Annotated in this window: 17 protein-coding genes; 12 read left to right on the top strand and 5 right to left on the bottom strand. The window is 40.6% G+C overall.

Annotated elements, in window-relative coordinates:
- The first annotated feature begins 33 nt into the window (after window positions 1–33).
- Window positions 34–2,577, top strand: a complete 2,544-nt coding sequence (locus GFB48_RS13585; protein WP_163936807.1) for an EAL domain-containing protein — start codon at window positions 34–36, stop codon at window positions 2,575–2,577.
- A 15-nt stretch (window positions 2,578–2,592) separates the two neighbouring features.
- Here the strand turns inward: GFB48_RS13585 and purD are convergent, their stop codons facing one another.
- Both purD and purH read right to left on the bottom strand, forming a co-directional pair.
- Window positions 2,593–3,873, bottom strand: coding sequence for a phosphoribosylamine--glycine ligase (gene purD, locus GFB48_RS13580; RefSeq protein WP_163936804.1), 1,281 nt, complete (start codon window positions 3,871–3,873; stop codon window positions 2,593–2,595).
- A gap of 76 nt (window positions 3,874–3,949) precedes the next feature.
- Complete coding sequence (gene purH, locus GFB48_RS13575) at window positions 3,950–5,539, bottom strand: bifunctional phosphoribosylaminoimidazolecarboxamide formyltransferase/IMP cyclohydrolase (RefSeq protein ID WP_163936801.1); 1,590 nt, start codon at window positions 5,537–5,539, stop codon at window positions 3,950–3,952.
- 246 nt (window positions 5,540–5,785) lie between these two features.
- On the opposite strand from purH, the gene zntR reads away from it, so the two are divergent.
- Genes zntR through udp form a run of 5 tightly spaced genes read left to right on the top strand, consistent with a single transcriptional unit; the run spans window position 5,786 to window position 8,765 of the window.
- A complete protein-coding gene (gene zntR / locus GFB48_RS13570) occupies window positions 5,786–6,199 on the top strand; it encodes a Zn(2+)-responsive transcriptional regulator (RefSeq protein ID WP_163936798.1) in 414 nt (137 codons plus the stop codon).
- The gene (locus GFB48_RS13565; protein WP_163936794.1) at window positions 6,186–7,217 is read left to right on the top strand and encodes an SO_0444 family Cu/Zn efflux transporter; all 1,032 of its coding nucleotides are present in this window, start codon (window positions 6,186–6,188) and stop codon (window positions 7,215–7,217) included. The genes zntR and GFB48_RS13565 overlap by 14 nt, the downstream gene beginning before the upstream one ends.
- Window positions 7,202–7,672 carry a GNAT family N-acetyltransferase gene (locus GFB48_RS13560; protein WP_240464878.1) on the top strand — a complete coding sequence of 157 codons (471 nt, stop codon included), beginning with the start codon at window positions 7,202–7,204 and terminating at the stop codon, window positions 7,670–7,672. Before GFB48_RS13565 ends, GFB48_RS13560 begins: the two co-directional genes overlap by 16 nt.
- 9 nt (window positions 7,673–7,681) lie before the next feature.
- Entirely contained in the window at window positions 7,682–7,996 is a 315-nt protein-coding gene (locus GFB48_RS13555; RefSeq protein WP_163936791.1) for a putative quinol monooxygenase, read from the top strand.
- 13 nt (window positions 7,997–8,009) lie between these two features.
- Window positions 8,010–8,765: a uridine phosphorylase gene (gene udp / locus GFB48_RS13550; RefSeq protein WP_163936788.1), complete on the top strand. Its 756-nt coding sequence runs from the start codon at window positions 8,010–8,012 to the stop codon at window positions 8,763–8,765.
- A gap of 64 nt (window positions 8,766–8,829) precedes the next feature.
- Here the strand turns inward: udp and GFB48_RS13545 are convergent, their stop codons facing one another.
- Window positions 8,830–9,438 (bottom strand): peroxiredoxin, encoded by a 609-nt coding sequence (locus tag GFB48_RS13545; RefSeq protein WP_205597742.1) that lies wholly within the window; start codon window positions 9,436–9,438, stop codon window positions 8,830–8,832.
- A 168-nt stretch (window positions 9,439–9,606) separates the two neighbouring features.
- On the opposite strand from GFB48_RS13545, the gene GFB48_RS13540 reads away from it, so the two are divergent.
- Entirely contained in the window at window positions 9,607–10,524 is a 918-nt protein-coding gene (locus tag GFB48_RS13540; RefSeq protein ID WP_163936781.1) for a hydrogen peroxide-inducible genes activator, read from the top strand.
- On the opposite strand, the gene GFB48_RS13535 is transcribed toward GFB48_RS13540, so the two are convergent.
- The gene (locus GFB48_RS13535; protein ID WP_205597740.1) at window positions 10,487–11,530 is read right to left on the bottom strand and encodes an adenylate/guanylate cyclase domain-containing protein; all 1,044 of its coding nucleotides are present in this window, start codon (window positions 11,528–11,530) and stop codon (window positions 10,487–10,489) included. The two genes, GFB48_RS13540 and GFB48_RS13535, sit on opposite strands and share 38 nt — an antisense overlap.
- Window positions 11,531–11,732: 202 nt before the next feature.
- Complete coding sequence (gene mutH / locus GFB48_RS13530; RefSeq protein WP_163936774.1) at window positions 11,733–12,407, bottom strand: DNA mismatch repair endonuclease MutH; 675 nt, start codon at window positions 12,405–12,407, stop codon at window positions 11,733–11,735.
- A 644-nt stretch (window positions 12,408–13,051) separates the two neighbouring features.
- Between mutH and rppH the strand changes: the two genes are divergently transcribed.
- From rppH to GFB48_RS13505, 5 genes are read left to right on the top strand one after another with little or no spacing between them, the layout of a single operon-like run.
- The gene (rppH, locus tag GFB48_RS13525) at window positions 13,052–13,609 is read left to right on the top strand and encodes an RNA pyrophosphohydrolase (protein ID WP_163936827.1); all 558 of its coding nucleotides are present in this window, start codon (window positions 13,052–13,054) and stop codon (window positions 13,607–13,609) included.
- A complete protein-coding gene (ptsP, locus tag GFB48_RS13520; RefSeq protein ID WP_163936771.1) occupies window positions 13,609–15,846 on the top strand; it encodes a phosphoenolpyruvate--protein phosphotransferase in 2,238 nt (745 codons plus the stop codon). The genes rppH and ptsP overlap by 1 nt, the downstream gene beginning before the upstream one ends.
- Before the next feature lie 28 nt (window positions 15,847–15,874).
- Entirely contained in the window at window positions 15,875–16,675 is an 801-nt protein-coding gene (locus tag GFB48_RS13515) for a sulfite exporter TauE/SafE family protein (RefSeq protein WP_163936768.1), read from the top strand.
- 5 nt (window positions 16,676–16,680) lie between these two features.
- Window positions 16,681–17,505 carry a prolipoprotein diacylglyceryl transferase gene (gene lgt / locus GFB48_RS13510; RefSeq protein ID WP_163936766.1) on the top strand — a complete coding sequence of 275 codons (825 nt, stop codon included), beginning with the start codon at window positions 16,681–16,683 and terminating at the stop codon, window positions 17,503–17,505.
- On the top strand, window positions 17,502–18,353 hold the full coding sequence (locus GFB48_RS13505; protein WP_163936762.1) for a thymidylate synthase: 852 nt from the start codon (window positions 17,502–17,504) through the stop codon (window positions 18,351–18,353). Before lgt ends, GFB48_RS13505 begins: the two co-directional genes overlap by 4 nt.
- Window positions 18,354–18,484 lie beyond the last annotated feature (131 nt).

The raw sequence follows: 18,484 nt of genomic DNA, 5'->3' as shown, positions 1-18,484 counted from the left end.
ATTTTGATGGTTGTTGCGATTGGAGCGCAGAGAATGTTAAAAAGCTACAATCTGGTTTTTTGGTTGGTTTGTTTGCCATTACTGATGTTGGTAAGCTATTCCGGTTTTTATAAATACAGTGAATATCTCGACCATACCATTCATACTCAAAATAGGCAGTATGTCCAAATTATTGAGGATACAGTCCAACAGGAAATGAGTCTTGTTGAAGGGCATATTAAAGCCCTTTCTAAGCAGCTAAATGATACTAAATTCGCAAATTGGCCCCAAGGGTTCAATTCCATCAGCAGTGCTGATATGACTACGGGCTATCAAGTTTACAGTGTTACTCAATTGCTTAAAAGTGAACAGCCCAAAGCTGCTAAGGCATTAATCTCTCAGATTACCGCAGCAGAAATATCTACCCGCATAGGCTTGCATGAGCAGGGGGGCTACTGGCAAGTTTTGGGGTTGAAGGTATTAAATAATGGTCGAATTCTCATTTATAATAAACCAGTGCCATTGTTAACAAAACTCAATGCCAGTTCCAACCTTGCGATCTCTGTCACCCCTATTCAAAACCTTGGTTCACAAGAAAAAAAATATGACATCTTGAGTATTAATGCATTTAATACAAACTCAGAAGTCATCGCCATGGCTAAGATCTCTGGTAATTACAATGATCAACAACTCTTTTATGGGTTAATGAGTGTCACTTTACCCTTGCTCGTATTCTTGCTATTTAATTTTTGGTCAACCAGGTTTGTGTTACTGCCAATTAAGCATTTAGCTGATTATTTAGAAGACATTTCAAAAGGTAATAACAAAGCTTCATTGGCAACCAATGGCAACTTAACTGAGGTTGCCACCATTACCAAATATACAAAAACAATTGCTGAAAAATTGATTGAACTTCGCTATAGAAGTATTACTGCGCTTAATCATGTTGATAACTCAATTATTGTCATTGCCAAAAATGGTGATATCGAATTTATTAATAATAAAGCTTCAACAATATTCAATTTGCGCCCAAGCCACAGTCTTGGCCAGCGTTTGGACTCTTTATTAAGTGATGATTTACAGCAAGAAGTGATTTCCCGATTACATGCATGGTGGCGAGGCGACTTCTCCCATCAAGTTCAAGTTCAGGGGAACTTAAATAATCATATTGTACAAATGCAGCTTTACCCTGTGCAACCTAACTTTGAAACCCATGAGTTCTTGGGTGGAATTATAGTTCTAAAAGATATTACAAAAGAATATACATTAGAGAAGAAGTTACAGGAAAAAGATTTACTTGATGATTTAACGGATTGTTTAAACGCTAAAAGTTTTAGTCAACGACTAACAAAGTTAGATAATGATAGCCATTATGCTTTATGTTTTGTTGACCTTGAGCAATTCAAAATCATTAATGAAAGTTGCGGCCACCAGGTCGGTGATCGAGTCTTAAAAGACAGTGCAACGTTAATGAAATCATTTCTCACTAAGCATGATACTATCGCGCGATTACGAGGAGATCAGTTTGCTTTATTGATTGCTAATCAAGAACCACGGGAAATTGAAAACCTTTTCAGTAAATGCGCTAAAAAAATCGAAAGCTATGAACTCCTTCATAATGGCACCAAATATAAGATTGGTTTATCCGTTGGGGTGACTTTTATCTCTGCCGAAGATAACCCTCTAGAGTGTTTAAAAGATGCTGAAATTGCTTGTAATGTATCTAAGAGCAGGGGGGGGAATAAGGTAAGCTATTTTGATGATTCAGACCATAATTTAACTCGTCAAAAAAATGAAGCAAGTTGGGCAATTCGAATTGCAGACGCGATAGGGCAACAAAAACTGCATTTGTACTATCAAGAAATCTCACCTTTATCGAGCAAAGATAAGCGTAGACGTTTAGAGATCTTATTAAGAATTAAAGAAAACGATAGGTTATTACCTCCTGGTCAGTTTATCGCAGCTGCTGAGCGCTATAAATTGATGGCTAAAATCGATATCGCTATTATACAGGAGTCTTTTAAGTGGTTAGCTAAGCATCCCCATTATTGGAAACATCTTTGTATTTCTATAAACTTATCGGCCAATTCATTGGCACTAGCTAACTTAGCAGAGCAAATAATTCAAGCACAAACACAATATGACTTCCCTGCATCTGTTGTGTGTTTTGAAGTGACCGAAACCAGTGTGATCGAGGACCAATATCAGGCAAGCAATACCTTAGAGAAATTGAAAAGTCATGGCTTTTTCTTAGCTTTAGATGATTTTGGGAGTGGCTTTGCCAGTTTTAATTATTTAAAAAAGATGCAGGTTGATTACGTTAAGATTGATGGTCAATTCATTCGGGATATACATATAAATAATAAAGATAGTGCTATTGTTTCTTCAATACACAATGTGTGTTCTGAAATGGGAATTTCTACCGTCGCAGAATTTGTGGAAAGCCAAGAGATTATTGATAAATTAGCTGTGATTGGGATTGATTATATTCAAGGCTATGCAGTATCTAGACCGCAATCATTGGAATTTTTTGAAATTGAATCTGCTAATGTAAGCAATCTCAAAGTCGTTGTCGACAATGTAGAAGCGGCGCTCTAGAGCGCCGCTTTTTTGCTATGTATTACGATTAATTTCTTTAAAACCAATATCAGTTCTAAAGTAAACATCATCCCAATGTATTTCATCAACAAGTCGATAGGCAGCTTGTTGGGCAGTAGCAATGGTTTCCCCTAAGGCGGTTGCACAAAGCACACGGCCACCATTAGTCACTACCTTATCATCAACAGCTTTGGTACCCGCATGGAACACCTTAGCTTGCTCATCATACTGGCGAAGGCCATCGATGATATCTCCTTTGTTGTAGGCTTCCGGATAGCCACCTGCAGCTAGTACCACACCTACCGCTGCGCGTTCATCAAAGTGAGCTACTTTACCAGCCAACTCACCTTTACTGCCTGCTAAACATAGTTCGACCAGATCCGATTGTAAACGCATCATAATCGGTTGGGTCTCTGGATCACCAAAACGGCAATTGTACTCTAGTACTTTTGCTGTGCCATCCGGTTGAACCATAAGGCCAGCGTATAAGAAACCTGTATAGGTATGACCTTCTGCTTTCATGCCATCTACGGTTGGGCGAATAACATTATCCATAACCCAGTTATGGATCGCTGGAGTAACTAATGGCGCAGGAGAGTAGGCACCCATGCCGCCAGTATTCGGGCCGTTATCTCCATTGTCACGGGCTTTATGATCTTGGCTGGTGGCCATAGGTACAATATTGTCACCATCAACCATGACGATAAATGACGCTTCTTCGCCAGTTAGAAATTCTTCTACGACAACACGTGAGCCAGCATCACCAAATTTATTGCCCTCAAGCATATCATCAATCGCAGCAAACGCTTGTGCTTGAGTTTGTGCAATAATGACCCCTTTACCGGCAGCTAAGCCGTCGGCTTTAATAACGATTGGACAGCCTTGCTGTTCAACATAGGCTTTGGCTTGTTCGATATCGGTAAAGTTACCATACGCCGCAGTAGGGATGTTGTGACGTGCTAAGAAGTCTTTAGTGAAAGCTTTAGAGCCTTCTAATTGAGCCGCACCTTTACTAGGTCCGAAAATCGCCAGTTCGGCTTGTTTAAATGCATCGACAACTCCCAGTACTAAAGGCGCTTCTGGGCCAACAATAGTGAGTTCAACTTGGTTGTCTTTGGCAAATTGAACTAATGCATCGATATCTTCTACATCAATTGCAACATTTTGGATTTTATTTTCAGTTGCAGTACCGGCATTACCTGGTGCGACATATACCGTTTTAACATATTCGGCTTGAGCCGCTTTCCAAGCTAGGGCATGCTCACGGCCGCCGCCACCAATAATTAATACATTCATTTTATTATCCTTTTAGCATTTGCTAAAAATTTATAATTAAGCCCAACAATCATTGGGCTTAGTAATTTTTATGGATTTAGTGACGGAAGTGACGCATGCCCGTGAACACCATGGCCATACCATGTTCGTCAGCTGCAGCGATAATTTCTTCGTCTCGAATCGAGCCACCAGGCTGAATAATGCAGCTAATTCCTGCTTTAGCTGCCGCATCAATACCATCACGAAATGGGAAGAAGGCATCAGAAGCCATTACTGATCCCTCAACAACTAAGCCTTCATCTTCCGCCTTGATACCTGCAATTTTGGCTGAGTAAACGCGGCTCATTTGCCCCGCACCAACACCAATGGTCATGCCATCTTTGGCGTAAACAATAGCGTTGGACTTAACAAATTTAGCCACTTTCCAGCAAAATAGTAAATCTTTAAGCTCTGCTGCTGTTGGCTGTTTTTTAGTAACCACCTTAAGGTCATCCACGTCTACCATGCCTTGGTCACGATCTTGAACCAACATGCCACCATTTACACGCTTGTAATCTAAGCTGTTGGTCTGTTGCTGCCATTGGCCACATGCTAATACGCGAACATTTACTTTATCTGCTAAAACTTGCTTTGCTTCTTCAGATACTGTTGGAGCAATGATCACTTCAACGAATTGGCGATCAATAATGGCTTTAGCAGTGGTAGCATCTAACTCTTGGTTAAAAGCGATAATGCCACCAAATGCAGAGGTCGGGTCGGTCTTAAAGGCGCGATCGTAGGCTTCTAAGATGTTGTCGCCTAGGGCTACACCACATGGATTAGCATGCTTGACGATCACACAGGCAGGGCCATTGAATTCTTTAACACACTCTAAAGCCGCATCGGTATCAGCGATATTGTTATAGGAAAGAGCTTTCCCTTGTAACTGTACGGCACTAGCAACTGAAGCTTCATCAATGTTGCTTTCAACATAAAAAGCAGCGCTTTGGTGGCTATTTTCGCCGTAGCGAAGATCTTGTTTTTTAATTAGTTGGGTATTGAATGTACGTGGGAATGCTGAATCCGCTTTGCAGTCGGCATCACTGTGCGCTTTAACCATAGTACCAAAGTAATTTGCGATCATACCGTCATATTGAGCTGTGTGCTCGAAAGCAGCTATAGCTAAATCGAAGCGAGTCGCATGAGTTAGGCTGCCGTGGTTGCTGGCCATTTCAGAAAGTACTTTATCGTAGTCTTTCGCATTTACGATAATGGTCACATCTTTGTGATTTTTCGCAGCAGCTCGAACCATTGTCGGGCCGCCAATGTCGATGTTTTCTACGGCATCTTCAAGAGTGCAATCAGGGTTAGCCACAGTATTTGCAAAAGGATAAAGGTTAACGACAACCATATCGATAGCTGCAATATTGTTTTCTGCCATCACTTCTTCATCAGTGCCACGGCGCGCTAAAATACCGCCGTGAATTTTTGGATGCAGAGTTTTAACTCGACCATCCATAATCTCAGGATGACCAGTATGGTTTGATACTTCAGTGACAGGGATATTATTTTGGCTTAGCAGCTTGGCTGTACCGCCGGTAGATAGAAGCTCAACTCCTTGTTTATGAAGGGCGTTAGCAAATTCTACGATACCTGTTTTATCAGAAACACTTAACAGTGCGCGACGGATAGGACGTGGGCTTTCCATTTTTTACAGTTTCCTGTTGGCATATTTAAAAGAAATTTGCGCCACTAATCTGAGCCTACAAAGCAACAAATGCTAGTCGCGCAAACATCCTTAATCAATGCTGCGCAATTTTACTTAAATGTAGTGATTAATCGCTGTTTTTTGACTCAAATTGAAAAAAACTTAAGTTAATAATGCCCAACGATTGACCTTGTATCTAACTCTAAGGTTTATAATGACCATGTTTGATAACATCAGGACAAGAAAATGCTAAAAATTGGTCAGTTAGCAGATAAATTCGCAATAAAGACTGATACCCTTAGGTTCTATGAAAAGCATGGTTTGTTAGCCCCTTCGATAAGGGGGGCTAATGGGTATCGCTTATACAACGATAAGGATGAAGCCAAGTTACGATTTATATTAAGAGCGAAATCTGTTGGCTTTAGTCTTAATGAAATCCATGAATTGCTCTCCATAGAATTGGATAAAAGCCATTGGGTTTGTGCAGATGTTAAAACTTTAGTAGATAATAAGCTGCTAGAAATACAAAAAAAACTGTTAGAGTTAACAAAATTCGAAGCATCGTTGCAATCGCTATCCAATGCTTGTTGCGGTGGTCCAGACAGTGCCGAGCATTGTTCAATTTTAGAGGCGTTAGAAGATCCCCATGTTGATAAATAACTTTATAGATTTATTCGTAGAATCAGCACCCTGGCTAATGTTGGGCCTAATAATCGCCGGTATGCTGAAAATGTTTATCCCTATGAAGTGGATGGAGTCACAGTTAGGTGGAACGGGCGTTAAGCCGGTATTGAAAGCTGCGATTATTGGGGCGCCATTACCTTTGTGCTCTTGTGGCGTTATCCCTGCGGCGGTGGGATTAAGAAGGGCTGGCGCTTCTAAGGGGGCGACGACTTCATTTTTGGTTGCCACGCCTGAAACAGGGGTCGATTCTGTGTCGTTGTCTTATGCCTTATTAGGTCCATTTATGACAATAATTAGACCCATTGCCGCAATTATCAGTGCAATTACGGCTGGGCTATTAGTCGGTAGAGATGACAAGCCAGTAACGACTTCTGCTGAAGTGAAATCATGCTGTGCTTCTAAAAAGCCTAAACCACTCAGCTTTTATCAAAAGCTGAGTGCTGGTATCAGCTATGCTGCTACTGATCTTGTTAAAGATACTTGGTTATGGTTAGTCATAGGTTTGTTTTTTGCAGCCATTGTCAAAACTTATGTTGATCAAGATTATTTATCTCAATGGGGGGATGGGATTGCCGCTATGGCGTTGATGGTATTAATTTCTATACCTATGTATATATGTGCGACTGCTTCTACGCCAATAGCAGCCGGGTTATTGCTGTCGGGGATTAGCCCAGGTGCGGTTTTGGTATTCATGTTGGCTGGGCCAGCAACCAATATTGCTACGTTAGGGGTAGTGCATAAAGAACTGGGAAAAAGAGCGATTGGTGCCTATCTTTTCGGGGTAATTGGTTGCGCTATCGGATTTGGTCTACTTACTAATTATTTAGTGGCTCAGTTTGCCATTCCCATACAAGGGAATTTAGGGGCTCACCATAGCGAGACATCACAATTGATTGCCAATTTTAGTGCGGTAGTGTTAGCGTTATTAATGCTAAAAGTGGTGTTAACTGGGCTGTATAAAAGAACTCAGAGGAAAAAATCTTGTTGCAGTTAACAATAAATTGGCAGGCGTTGACATTTTCACAGCTAAACTGTGATCAGCTCTATGAATTATTAAAGTTACGCACAGATGTGTTTGTAGTAGAGCAAGACTGTGCCTATGCTGAACTTGATGAAAAAGATAGACATACACAGACTTTACATTTGCTTGGGTATGATCAACATAATCAGCTGCAAGCCTATTTAAGGGTATTACCTGCAGGGATAAGTTATCCAGCGGTAAGTATTGGTCGAGTTTGTATTGCTCAAACTGGTCGTGGGCAAGGACTGGGACGTGCACTTATTGCTGAAGGTATCGCCCTGGTGCAACAACGTTTTGGCAAGGTTGATATTGAAATTGGTGCCCAAACTTACTTAATTAATTTATACCAGTCGTTTGGCTTTAACAGCTTTTCAGACAAATACATGGAAGATGGTATTGAGCATATAGACATGCGCCTACAAGCCTAAGAGAAAATTATGAAGCATACCGTTAATGACACCCAAATCGTGGTGATTGCCTCTTTTATTGCTAACCAGGGTAAAGAGCAGGAACTCTTAGAGGCCATTTTACCTCTGTTGGCAGAAATTCCTCGTGAACCAGGTTGTATTCGTTATGAGCTTAATCAAAATCATGACAACCCAGCTAAATTTACCTTTGTTGAAAAGTTTATTAATCAACAAGCCATTGATGCCCATATGCAAAACCCCGTGGGGCAGCAAGTCTTTGAAAAAGTGACTGCGGGGCTGGTGGCAGAGTTTAGCGTTGAAACTTATTCTCAAATTGTTCTATAGGAAGTAAAGATTGATGACTACCGTTTTTCATCTTGGCTTAGATAAAGCCATGTTAGAAGGGGCGACATTAGCGATCATTCCAGGTGATCCTGGTCGTGTAGCTAAGATTGCAGCACATTTAGATGCGCCTAAGCCTTTAGCAAGTATTCGAGAATATACTTCGTACCTAGGTTACTTAAATGGTAAAGCTGTAGTGGTTTGTTCGACGGGTATCGGAGGACCGTCTACCTCAATCGCAGTAGAAGAGTTAGCTCAACTTGGTGTTAATACTTTTCTTCGCGTTGGTACCACCGGTGGCATTCAGCCACAGGTTCGCCCAGGGGATATGATCGTTTCTCAGGCATCGGTTCGTTTAGATGGCGCAAGTCTTCATTTCGCTCCCTTAGAGTATCCAGCAGTGGCTGATTTTGACTGTACCACTGCTATGGTAAAAGCCTGTAAAGACCTAGGCTTTGAGCCACATGTGGGTGTAACAGCGTCTTCGGATACCTTCTACCCAGGTCAAGAACGTTACGATACCTTTTCAGGTCGTGTTACCCAGCGTTTTCAAGGTTCATTAGAGCAATGGCAACAAATGGGGGTGCTTAATTACGAAATGGAATCAGCCACGTTATTTACTATGTGCGCTTCCCAAGGTTTACGTGCTGCCTGTGTGGCAGGGGTGCTGGTGAATCGTGGTGAGCAAGAAATTCCTGATGAAGCCAAAGTACAACATGCGGTAGCAAAATCAGTTGAAGTAGTGGTTGCCGCTGCGAAAGCACTGATTTAAAAAACGCCTAATAAAAAAGCCCAAATCCGTGGATTTGGGCTTTGTGCTATAAAGGGGTTAGCGATTAAGCTAGGTCGCCTTCGTTAGCCGCTAGGTACTTAGCAACGCCTTCTGGAGTTGCGTCCATGCCTTGTTTACCTTCTTCCCACTGTGCAGGACAAACTTCACCATTCTTTTGGTGGAAGTTTAGTGCGTCAACCATACGTAGCATTTCGTCGATATTACGACCTAGTGGTAGGTCGTTAACTACTTGGTGACGTACGTTGCCTTCTTCGTCAATTAGGAAAGAACCGCGGAAAGCTACACCGGCTTCTGGGTGCTCAACACCATATGCTTGGCAGATTTCGTGCTTAACGTCAGCAACAAGTGGGTACTGAACTTGGCCAATACCACCATTGTCTACTGAAGTGTTACGCCATGCGTTGTGCGAGAATTGAGAATCGATTGAAACACCGATTACTTCAACGCCTTTGGCTTTGAAATCTTGGTAACGCTTGTCAAAAGCGATTAACTCACTTGGACATACGAAAGTGAAGTCTAGTGGGTAGAAGAAAACAACCGCTTTTTTACCTTGGGTTGCAGCTTTTAAATTAAAGTCTTCTACGATTTGGCCATTGCCAAGTACAGCAGCAGAAGTGAAATCAGGTGCTGGGCGTCCTACTAAAACCATAATATGCTCCAATTATTTAATTGTGGTTTGAAATCTAATAATGAGTTCAATGTTGAACTGGCACGCATTATTACATGAATTTGTGACAGTTTTCTTTAAAAAAACAGACACATCATAAATCTTTAGAGTAAATTAATAAAATATATTAATTAGATTGCTGTAATCGAATAAATGAAACACTTACCTAGTATCAAGAATTTACATTACTTAGTACAGTTATACCGGCAACAGAATTTTAATCGTGCGGCTAAGGCTTGTAATGTTAGTCAATCAACGCTATCTACGCAAATTGCTAATCTCGAGGAACAGCTTGGGCAGCAACTTATTGAGCGGGATAACAAGTCTTTATTTTTTACTCCATTAGGAGAAGAAGTTGTCGCTAAAGCACAGGAGATCCTACTTCAAGTACAAGATCTTAATGACTATGTAAAACACCATAGTAAAGCGATGCAGGGTAAGGTAAGCATTGGCTGTATTCCGACTATAGCGCCTTTTTTATTGTCCGAAGTTCTGGCGTTAGCGGCCCAGTACTATCCCAATTTAGAATTACAATTTAAGGAAGATACGACCGAAAGATTAATGCAAGCTCTGACGGCCGGTGAAGTTGATATTGCACTGTTAGCCTTACCAGTAGACACTGGTCATTTCCATACCATGGCATTAGGTTACGATAAGTTTACGTTGGTTGCCCATAGCAAGTTAGCCGCACAATTTAGCGAACCAATGGACTATTCACAGCTCCCCAGGCAAAGTATCTATTTATTGCAGGCCGAACATTGCATTACTGGGCACGCGATTAGTGCGTGCAAGTTAGAAGATGAAACTAAGATTAACCCATTTGCTGCTACTAGTTTACATACATTGGTGCGTCTCATAGAAAGCAAAGCGGGAGCGACTTTTCTACCAGAAATGGCAATTAAAGCAGGCATACTTGCGAATAGCGATTTAATAAAGATAGTGCCTCCAGGGGATTATCCTTATCGGCAAATCGGCTTAGCTTGGCGGCAAACCAGTCTCCGTAATCAAACCTATCGTAATTTAGGTGAAATGATCAGTCAGCTGTTAATATCTGATCTTCCGCAAGCTTAATTCCATAAGCTTGAATTTGTTGCTTTTTGCCTTTTAATGTTAAAGGTCCTTGGGAGACAACGCTAAAAAGTTTTTGATTTTCGAAGCCATATTGGTCAAGGCTATTTAACACCTCACCGGATATAAGCAGTTGCTGTTGTAATGGACTGCATTGATCTTGCAATCGAGCTAAGGTGTTAAGAATATCACTAAAGTAAGAAATCTCTTGTTTATCAACACCAACAACGGCTGCCATTACTTCACCGCAGTGGGCCGCAGCTTTGAATTGTGGGACAAATCCATAATGTTTTTTAAAGTATTTTTCTTGCCACATAAGTTCTTGTTGAAACTCAAAGAATACTTTTAGCACTCTTTGCTTCTTAGCCGCTCGATAGCCTGGCCAACTGATCATCACAGCATCACCAATATAGCGGTAAATTTCTCCCTCGTGACGGGCAACTATATCTGCAAGTACTTGGAAACAATCTTGAATCAAACGACTGAAACGATAATCACCTAAGCTTTCAGCGTGGGCTGTTGAGGCAATCATATTCATGAAAATAAAGGTTCTATCTTCTTTTGAAGGTTTATGATATCGGCCAATTGCGATGTTAAACAGTACTCTAGGGCCGATTAGAAGTACCATTTGTTCGATGAAAGCGACTGCCAGTCTGATCACTATGATAAATAAAATGAGAGATTGAAATTCTGGCGCAGATAATTGCTCAAAGTTGATAAAATTATGTAACGTGACAACGTGATTGAGTAGTGCCCACATTTGCACCATTTGAGTAATAAAGGCAATAACGGCGATGCCAACTAACAAGAACGCGGCTTTTAACAAGACTAAAATAGTATAAGGCAGGCGTCTAATGGCACTTGAATCAGTAATTATATTTGATAACCAATGCAATGAACCCAGTACAATCCCCATGTAAACCGATAATACAACTAAGTCGCTTTGATTGGCCGCCCATAGAGGTAATTGCTCAGATTGCGAATATCTAAAAGTGACAAAAGCACTCATTGCAAGGATCCATGCAATGATATCGAAGATCAGCTTTTGTGTTTGAAATAATGATCGCAATGTAATTTCTCTGAAGTTTAAAAAGGTGATCCATTTTAAAAAATGCTTGAAAAATGTGCTACTTATTTGATTAATTACTTATTAAATATAGCCATTTGTTTATTTTTTGTTGTATCAGAAGTGGCTTTGTGTGTCGTTTTTGTTAGCCAAAGGACTGTTTTAGAATGTCAGCGGTAAATTGCGTTCTTAGATAAAATCCACGGGGTAGTGCTTGAATTATTGTTCCATCGGGGCCAACCACATCGGTAAGGGCCTTGTTATTTGCTGCTTTGGGGCGAATTTGAAGGACTTCACCAAAGGCGGCATTAACTTCGTTGATTTTACCAAGGCTGATCATCTCCATTAGATCCTCAAAATCTTGCTTAATTAGCCGCAGTTGCTCTGAGTTGGGCTGCCAAAGGAATCCTCTGCCGATGGTGCGGTTAGCAAGATCAATATTTCTATCAGCCTGTATTGGTACCCACAATATATGATTTAATTTTTTGAATAGGTTCGATTGTTCAAACTGTAACCCTGTATGTTTTTGCATGGGAACCGTGGTCACATATGTGGTTTCTAAAGGCTGTAACATGTGATTAATAGGCAAAGTTTTCAACTCGATACCAAGTTGAACAAAGTCAGGTTCAGCTTTAGTACCTGCATTTGCACCAAGTGCCAGCTCTAATAGTTGACCCACCCAACCCTTTGATTTTTTTAGATCTTTAGGAGCCAAAATATTCATTCTGTGAGCCAGTTCTCCCAACGTCAGGCCTGATATCTGATGGCAACGTTCGGCTAATTCTTCAATATTTTGTGGCGCTTTAACTTTATTTATCATTGGTTAAAAAATGTCCATGGTTTTGTTTGTTATCTTACCCTAATTTCAGGTTTAGGTATATGTTATTGTTTTACATGTCTTTTTTTAGATGATAAAGGTACTTTTACATAAACTTATTCACAGTTATCACCAGTTAATAAAATCTTGTCTTCTAGTTATCCACAGAAAGTTTGGATAAAAAATAAATTGATAAATCTGACAATAACATTTACGCAATTTTTATAATTAAAACGTGAAAAAATGTGGATAAGTATAAAATTTATATAACTTTATCCAGAGGGTTATTTGTATTATCCAGTTAAAGCAGCGATAAGGTTAAATTTTATACATTTGGTTTGGTAAAGTATAAATAACCAGTGACTTTTATTTACCTCTTTTAAAACAGTGTCTTAAATATTATCTTAGGACGATTTTTAGTAGTTGATTAATGAACTTTGTGAGTAATTAGAGCTAATACCTATTTACGCACAGCATTATCCACAGCTTTTGTGGATAATAACGGATCCTATATGGATCGATCTGTTTACGATGGTTTTGGATCCGATCTTTTTTTGGATCGATAATATATTGCCTATAACTGTTATTGCCCAAGCCAAAGTATTATGAAACAATCAAAATATATAAAATTTTTGTTTGAGGTCCAAGTGATAGATAATGACGGGTTTCGGGCAAATGTTGGGATCATCATATGTAATACCAAAGGCCAAGTAATCTGGGCCAGGCGATATGGTCAACATTCTTGGCAATTTCCCCAAGGCGGTATAGATGAGGGTGAGTCTGCAGAGCAGGCAATGTATCGTGAACTCTATGAAGAGGTCGGTTTAAAACCTAAGCATGTAAAAATTCTTGCAGTGAGTAGGAATTGGCTAAGGTACCGATTGCCTAAGCGAATGATACGTCAAGATTCTAATCCCGTGTGCATTGGTCAGAAACAGAAATGGTTTTTGCTGCAACTTAAATCTTCAGAAGAGGCTATTGTGCTAGATAGATGTGGTCGGCCTGAATTTGAAGATTGGCGTTGGGTAAGCTATTGGTATCCTGTAAGGCAAGTGGTTTCTTTTAAGAGAGATGTTTACCGAAGGGTGATGAAAGAATTTGCTCAAGTTGCACTTCCTTTTGAAGGAATATTTGATAGCACTGAGCCAGCTAAAAACCATCAAAACCATTCATATAATAGAAGAAGGCGTCGTTACCGAGGGTAATGTTAGATAAACTTAGAGAAATCATTCAGGCTGTTGAAGCCATTGATGATAATAAACAAGCCATCAATCATTTAGTGTCCGCCACTAAACAGGTGATGGCTTGTCAATGTAGTTCTCTGTATTTATTAACCCAAAAAAATACCCTTGAGTTGGCTGCCAGTGATGGTTTAGCCAAAAATGCAATTGGTAAGGCTGAATTAGCTATTGGTGAGGGTATTGTTGGTACTTCGGCGTTGAAGCAAGAGCTGGTAAATATCAGCGATGTCAGGCTTTCTCCAGATTTTAAACATCTTCCTCAAGTCGAAGAAGATAAACTCCTTTCTTTATTAGCGACTCCTATTTTCCATCGCCGTAAACTGTTGGGCGTATTAGTCGTTCAGGATGACAAAGTAAGAGTATTCAACAGTGACGAGCAATCATTTTTGATTACCTTGGCTGCTCAGCTAGCTTGGGTGCTTAACCAGCTCGATGTTTATCACTTACAACATAGTTTCAATAATAACCATTTTACTGGCTTGGGGGTGTCTCCTGGTATCGCCATTGCTAAAGCGAGCTTATTTGATGGTACGAATGATTTTTCGATTGAGCTAAAGAAAGGGGCTTCAATAGAGGTTGAGACCTCAACATTACAGCAAGCTCTGGCAGAGTGCCGCAAGCTATTTGGTCAGTGGAGAGATGAATTTAAAAGTCAGCACAATGACTCTGGAGCACAAATCTTTGACTCCTATCTTAGCTTACTTGAGCCTTATTCTTTACCTGCAGAATTTGAAGTGCAATTACAACAAGGTTGGAATGCTAGTACCGCTGTGGTTAATGCAATTAACCAAGTCTCTCAACAATTTAATGAGATGGATGATGCCTATTTAAAGCAGCGTAGCCTGGATATACTTGATATTGGCAAACGAATTTTGCAGCATATCTACAAAGATAAGCGGCGGATAAATTCCAAAGAGCCCATTATTCTTGTTGCTTCGCAAGCCTCTGCTTCGATGTTAGCTGAGCTGCTTGAGTTGCCTATTGCGGGGATCCTTATTCAAGAGGCGGGAATTCATAGTCATCTGGCTATTTTGGCAAGATCCATGGCGATTCCAATGATTATGGATATTGGTAATGGCTTGCAGCACATCCACGAAGGTGATCAGCTGATCATTGATGGTGAAAAAGGTGAGCTGTATATTGATCCTGTTCCTCTAGTTTTCAAAGCTTATCAGTCGCAGATTGCCTCGTTAAAAGCTGAAAATCAAAAGCATATTGATTCATTAGATTATCCTCCAGTGCAACTTGATGGGCAACAGATAGGGTTGATGCTAAATGCCGGCTTGAATGCCGTAAATCCTTTAATTAAGAAAAAGAGCGTTAAAGGGGTTGGCTTATATCGAAGTGAAATCCCATTTATGTTGGCTGACCATTACCTTTCAGAAGACCAGCAATATCAATACTATAAAAAAGTAATAAGATCAGCAGTCGGTAAATCTGTTTGTATACGCACCCTCGATGCTGGTGGCGATAAACCATTGAAGTATTTTCCGATGAAAGAAGATAACCCGTATTTAGGTTGGCGGGGAATACGTATTAGCTTGGATCATCCAGAGCTTTTTCTAATGCAATTGCGGGCAATTTTAAGGGCTTCTGTTTATGCAAATAGTGTGCAGATCATGCTGCCAATGGTTTGTTCAGTATCTGAAATTAGGCGTGCAAAGGAATATTTACTACAGGCAAAACAAGAACTCATTACTGAGCAAAATCTTGATTTTTCACATATACAATTTGGTATTATGCTTGAAGTGCCAAGTTTACTTTGGCAACTTAACGAAGTATTAGAATTGGTTGATTTTATCTCTGTAGGCTCCAATGATCTTAGTCAATATTTACTCGCTGTAGACAGAACCAATGCAGCAGTAAGTAATCTTTATCAATCCTATCACCCAGGGGTACTCAAAGCTTTAGCCCACATTGCAACTGAGTTACAATCTAGGCCGGATAAGCATCTATCTATATGCGGAGAACTCGCGGGGGAGCCTTCAGGCGCTTTATTGTTGCTGGCGATGGGTTATCGAAACTTGAGTATGAACCCAAATTCAATCGCTAAGATAAATTATCTGTTACGTAAAATCGATGTGAAGCAATGGCAACAGTTATTGCCACGAGTATTGGCTTGTAGTGATGCTGAGCAAGTACAAAAGTTAATTGAACAACAATTACAACAATCGGGCATGACGAATTTAATGACGAGTTAATGTCGCTACTTATTGGCTTGGTATCTGCATGGAATCTTTTTATTTTATATTAATCGCAGGCTTGCTTTTGGGGCTATTCCAAGGCTTTTTTGCGGGTTTGCTAGGAATTGGTGGTGGCATTATCATTGTGCCAGCCTTACTGTACTTATTGCCTGGGGTCAATGTACCGGCAGAACATGTGGCTCATATGGCTATTGCCACCTCTTTAGCTTCGGTAGTCGTCAGTTCCACCTCTTCGGTATTTGGCCATCACAAACGAGGCAATGTGCCATGGCAATTGGGGCCGGGCCTATTACCAGGGATCACCCTAGGAGCGTTTAGTGGCGGTTTTATCGCAGAATTATTTAGTTCGGACATATTACAGGCTATTTTCGCCTGCTTTTTAGTTACTATGGCGCTGAGGATGGCAATACCGGGTCAACCTAAAGCCAGTGCTCAAATGCCTTCTAATTTATGGTTAGCGGTTTGGACATTCTTGATTGCCGCTTTCGCCAGCTTGATGGGAGTTGGTGGCGGGATTTTACTGGTTCCTTTCTTGGTGTATTTCTCGTTAGATTTAAGGAAAGCCCTCGGTTGCTCTTCAGTTTGTGGTGCAATTATTGCCTTTATTGGTGCTTTTAGTTACATAATTACGGGGTGGAATGAAGTTAACTTACCACAATACAGTATTGGATATGTCTATCTACCAATTCTATTGGGCTTGATTTCAACTTCAATGTTTACCGCTAGGTTAGGTGTCAAAGCTGCAGGATTAATGCCTGTATCATTATTGAAAAAAATATTTGCCAGTTTTATGGCAATTGTCGGATTTAGTTTACTTTTGGGATAAAAGTTATGTCACAGCAGTATTTTTCGTTTCCTCAGATCGATCCTGTGATCTTTTCATTAGGGAAAATAGAAATTTTTGGAAGTACTTTTGAGCCAGCCATACGCTGGTATGGCTTAATGTATTTAATTGGTTTTTTAGGTGCATTATTGCTGCTTAATAAAATGGCCGATAGAAAAGGAAGTGGTTGGTCACGTGAGCAGGTATCAGATTTATTATTTTATGGCTTTCTAGGGGTGGTTTTAGGTGGCCGCATTGGTTATGTGCTGTTTTATCAATTCCCTCTGTTTATCGAAAATCCGCTGTACTTATTTAGGATCACTGATGGCGGGATGTCCTTCCATGGTGGCTTACTAGGTGTGATCTTGGCGATGATTTACATTGCTAAAGTGCAAAAACGTACCTTTTTCGCTGTGGCAGATGTGGTTGCCCCAACTGTGCCCATTGGCCTTGGCTTCGGTCGTTTAGGTAATTTTATTAATGGTGAATTATGGGGGCGTGTGACCGATTCACCTATTGGTATGGTGTTCCCTGGTGGTGGCCCAGATCCCCGACATCCTTCACAGCTGTATCAGTTTGCCCTAGAGGGTGTGGCATTATTTATGTTGCTGTACTGGTTCTCCCGCAAAACCAATAAGCCAGGTGCGGTTTCGGGCATGTTTTTAATTGGTTATGGTATCTTCCGTTTTATTGTGGAGTTTTTCCGTCAGCCTGATGCCCACCTTGGTTTACTTTCAATGGGTTTCAGCATGGGCCAGTGGCTATCGGTGCCAATGATATTGTTAGGCAGTTGGTTAGTATGGGGCTACAAAGCTAAGGGAACAAAAGCATGAAGCAATATCTAGATTTATGTAAAAAAATAATTGATGAAGGTCAGTGGGTTGAAAACAAACGTACCGGTAAACGTTGCTTAACCCTGATCAATGCCGATCTTGAATATGATGTGGCCAATAATCGTTTCCCGTTGATCACCACTCGTAAAAGTTTTTACAAGGCCGCCATTGCTGAGCTATTAGGTTATTTGCGTGGTTATTCCAATGCTGCGGATTTTCGAGCGATTGGTTGTAACACCTGGAATGCCAATGCTAATGATAATCAAGCTTGGTTAGCTAATCCCAATCGTCAGGGTGAAGACGATATGGGCAGAGTTTATGGGGTGCAAGGACGAGCCTGGCAAAAGCCCGATGGCAGCCATTTAGATCAGTTGGCTAAGATTGTGAATAACCTAAAACAGGGGATTGATGATCGCGGCGAAATTCTGACTTTTTACAACCCTGGTGAATTTGAATTAGGTTGCTTGCGCCCTTGTATGCATACCCATACCTTCTCGGTATTAGGGGATACTTTGTACTTAACCAGCTACCAAAGATCCTGTGATGTGCCCCTTGGTCTTAACTTTAATCAGGTGCAGGTTTTCACCTTATTAAAACTGATGGCACAAATTACCGGGCTAAAACCGGGCAAGGCTTACCATAAGATTGTTAATGCCCATATTTATGAGGATCAGCTAGAACTACTGCGCGATGTACAGCTAAAGCGTGAGCCATTTGATTCACCAAAACTGCACATTAATCCAGAGATTAAATCTTTAGAAGATGTGGAAACTTGGGTGAGCAAAGATGATTTCACTATTGAAGGTTATCAGCACCATGAGGCCATCAGTTATCCATTTTCTGTTTGACCTTTAGCCTATTAAAATGATAAAACCTCGGTATTGCCGAGGTTTTTTGTTTGAAAGTCCGATTATACCTCGGTAATAAAAGTTTGTAGACTCGAAAGCAGTTAACACAAAACAACAATAAGATAAGGAAG

This window comes from Paraferrimonas sp. SM1919 (assembly GCF_010993985.1).
Classification (GTDB): Bacteria; Pseudomonadota; Gammaproteobacteria; order Enterobacterales; family Shewanellaceae; genus SM1919.
This window is presented reverse-complemented; position numbering and strand designations above follow the sequence as displayed.

Bases quoted from the DNA above. Each gene is read 5' to 3' on its own strand.
- mutH (WP_163936774.1), bottom strand. From the start codon at position 12,407: ATGATAAATAAAGTTAAAGCGCCACAAAATATTGAAGAATTAGCCGAA.
- zntR (WP_163936798.1), top strand. From the start codon at position 5,786: ATGCTAAAAATTGGTCAGTTAGCAGATAAATTCGCAATAAAGACTGAT.
- GFB48_RS13535 (WP_205597740.1), bottom strand. From the start codon at position 11,530: ATGAGTGCTTTTGTCACTTTTAGATATTCGCAATCTGAGCAATTACCT.
- ptsP (WP_163936771.1), top strand. From the start codon at position 13,609: ATGTTAGATAAACTTAGAGAAATCATTCAGGCTGTTGAAGCCATTGAT.
- GFB48_RS13585 (WP_163936807.1), top strand. From the start codon at position 34: ATGTTAAAAAGCTACAATCTGGTTTTTTGGTTGGTTTGTTTGCCATTA.
- lgt (WP_163936766.1), top strand. From the start codon at position 16,681: ATGTCACAGCAGTATTTTTCGTTTCCTCAGATCGATCCTGTGATCTTT.
- purD (WP_163936804.1), bottom strand. From the start codon at position 3,873: ATGAATGTATTAATTATTGGTGGCGGCGGCCGTGAGCATGCCCTAGCT.
- GFB48_RS13555 (WP_163936791.1), top strand. From the start codon at position 7,682: ATGAAGCATACCGTTAATGACACCCAAATCGTGGTGATTGCCTCTTTT.
- GFB48_RS13515 (WP_163936768.1), top strand. From the start codon at position 15,875: ATGGAATCTTTTTATTTTATATTAATCGCAGGCTTGCTTTTGGGGCTA.
- udp (WP_163936788.1), top strand. From the start codon at position 8,010: ATGACTACCGTTTTTCATCTTGGCTTAGATAAAGCCATGTTAGAAGGG.
- purH (WP_163936801.1), bottom strand. From the start codon at position 5,539: ATGGAAAGCCCACGTCCTATCCGTCGCGCACTGTTAAGTGTTTCTGAT.
- GFB48_RS13505 (WP_163936762.1), top strand. From the start codon at position 17,502: ATGAAGCAATATCTAGATTTATGTAAAAAAATAATTGATGAAGGTCAG.
- GFB48_RS13565 (WP_163936794.1), top strand. From the start codon at position 6,186: ATGTTGATAAATAACTTTATAGATTTATTCGTAGAATCAGCACCCTGG.
- GFB48_RS13540 (WP_163936781.1), top strand. From the start codon at position 9,607: ATGAAACACTTACCTAGTATCAAGAATTTACATTACTTAGTACAGTTA.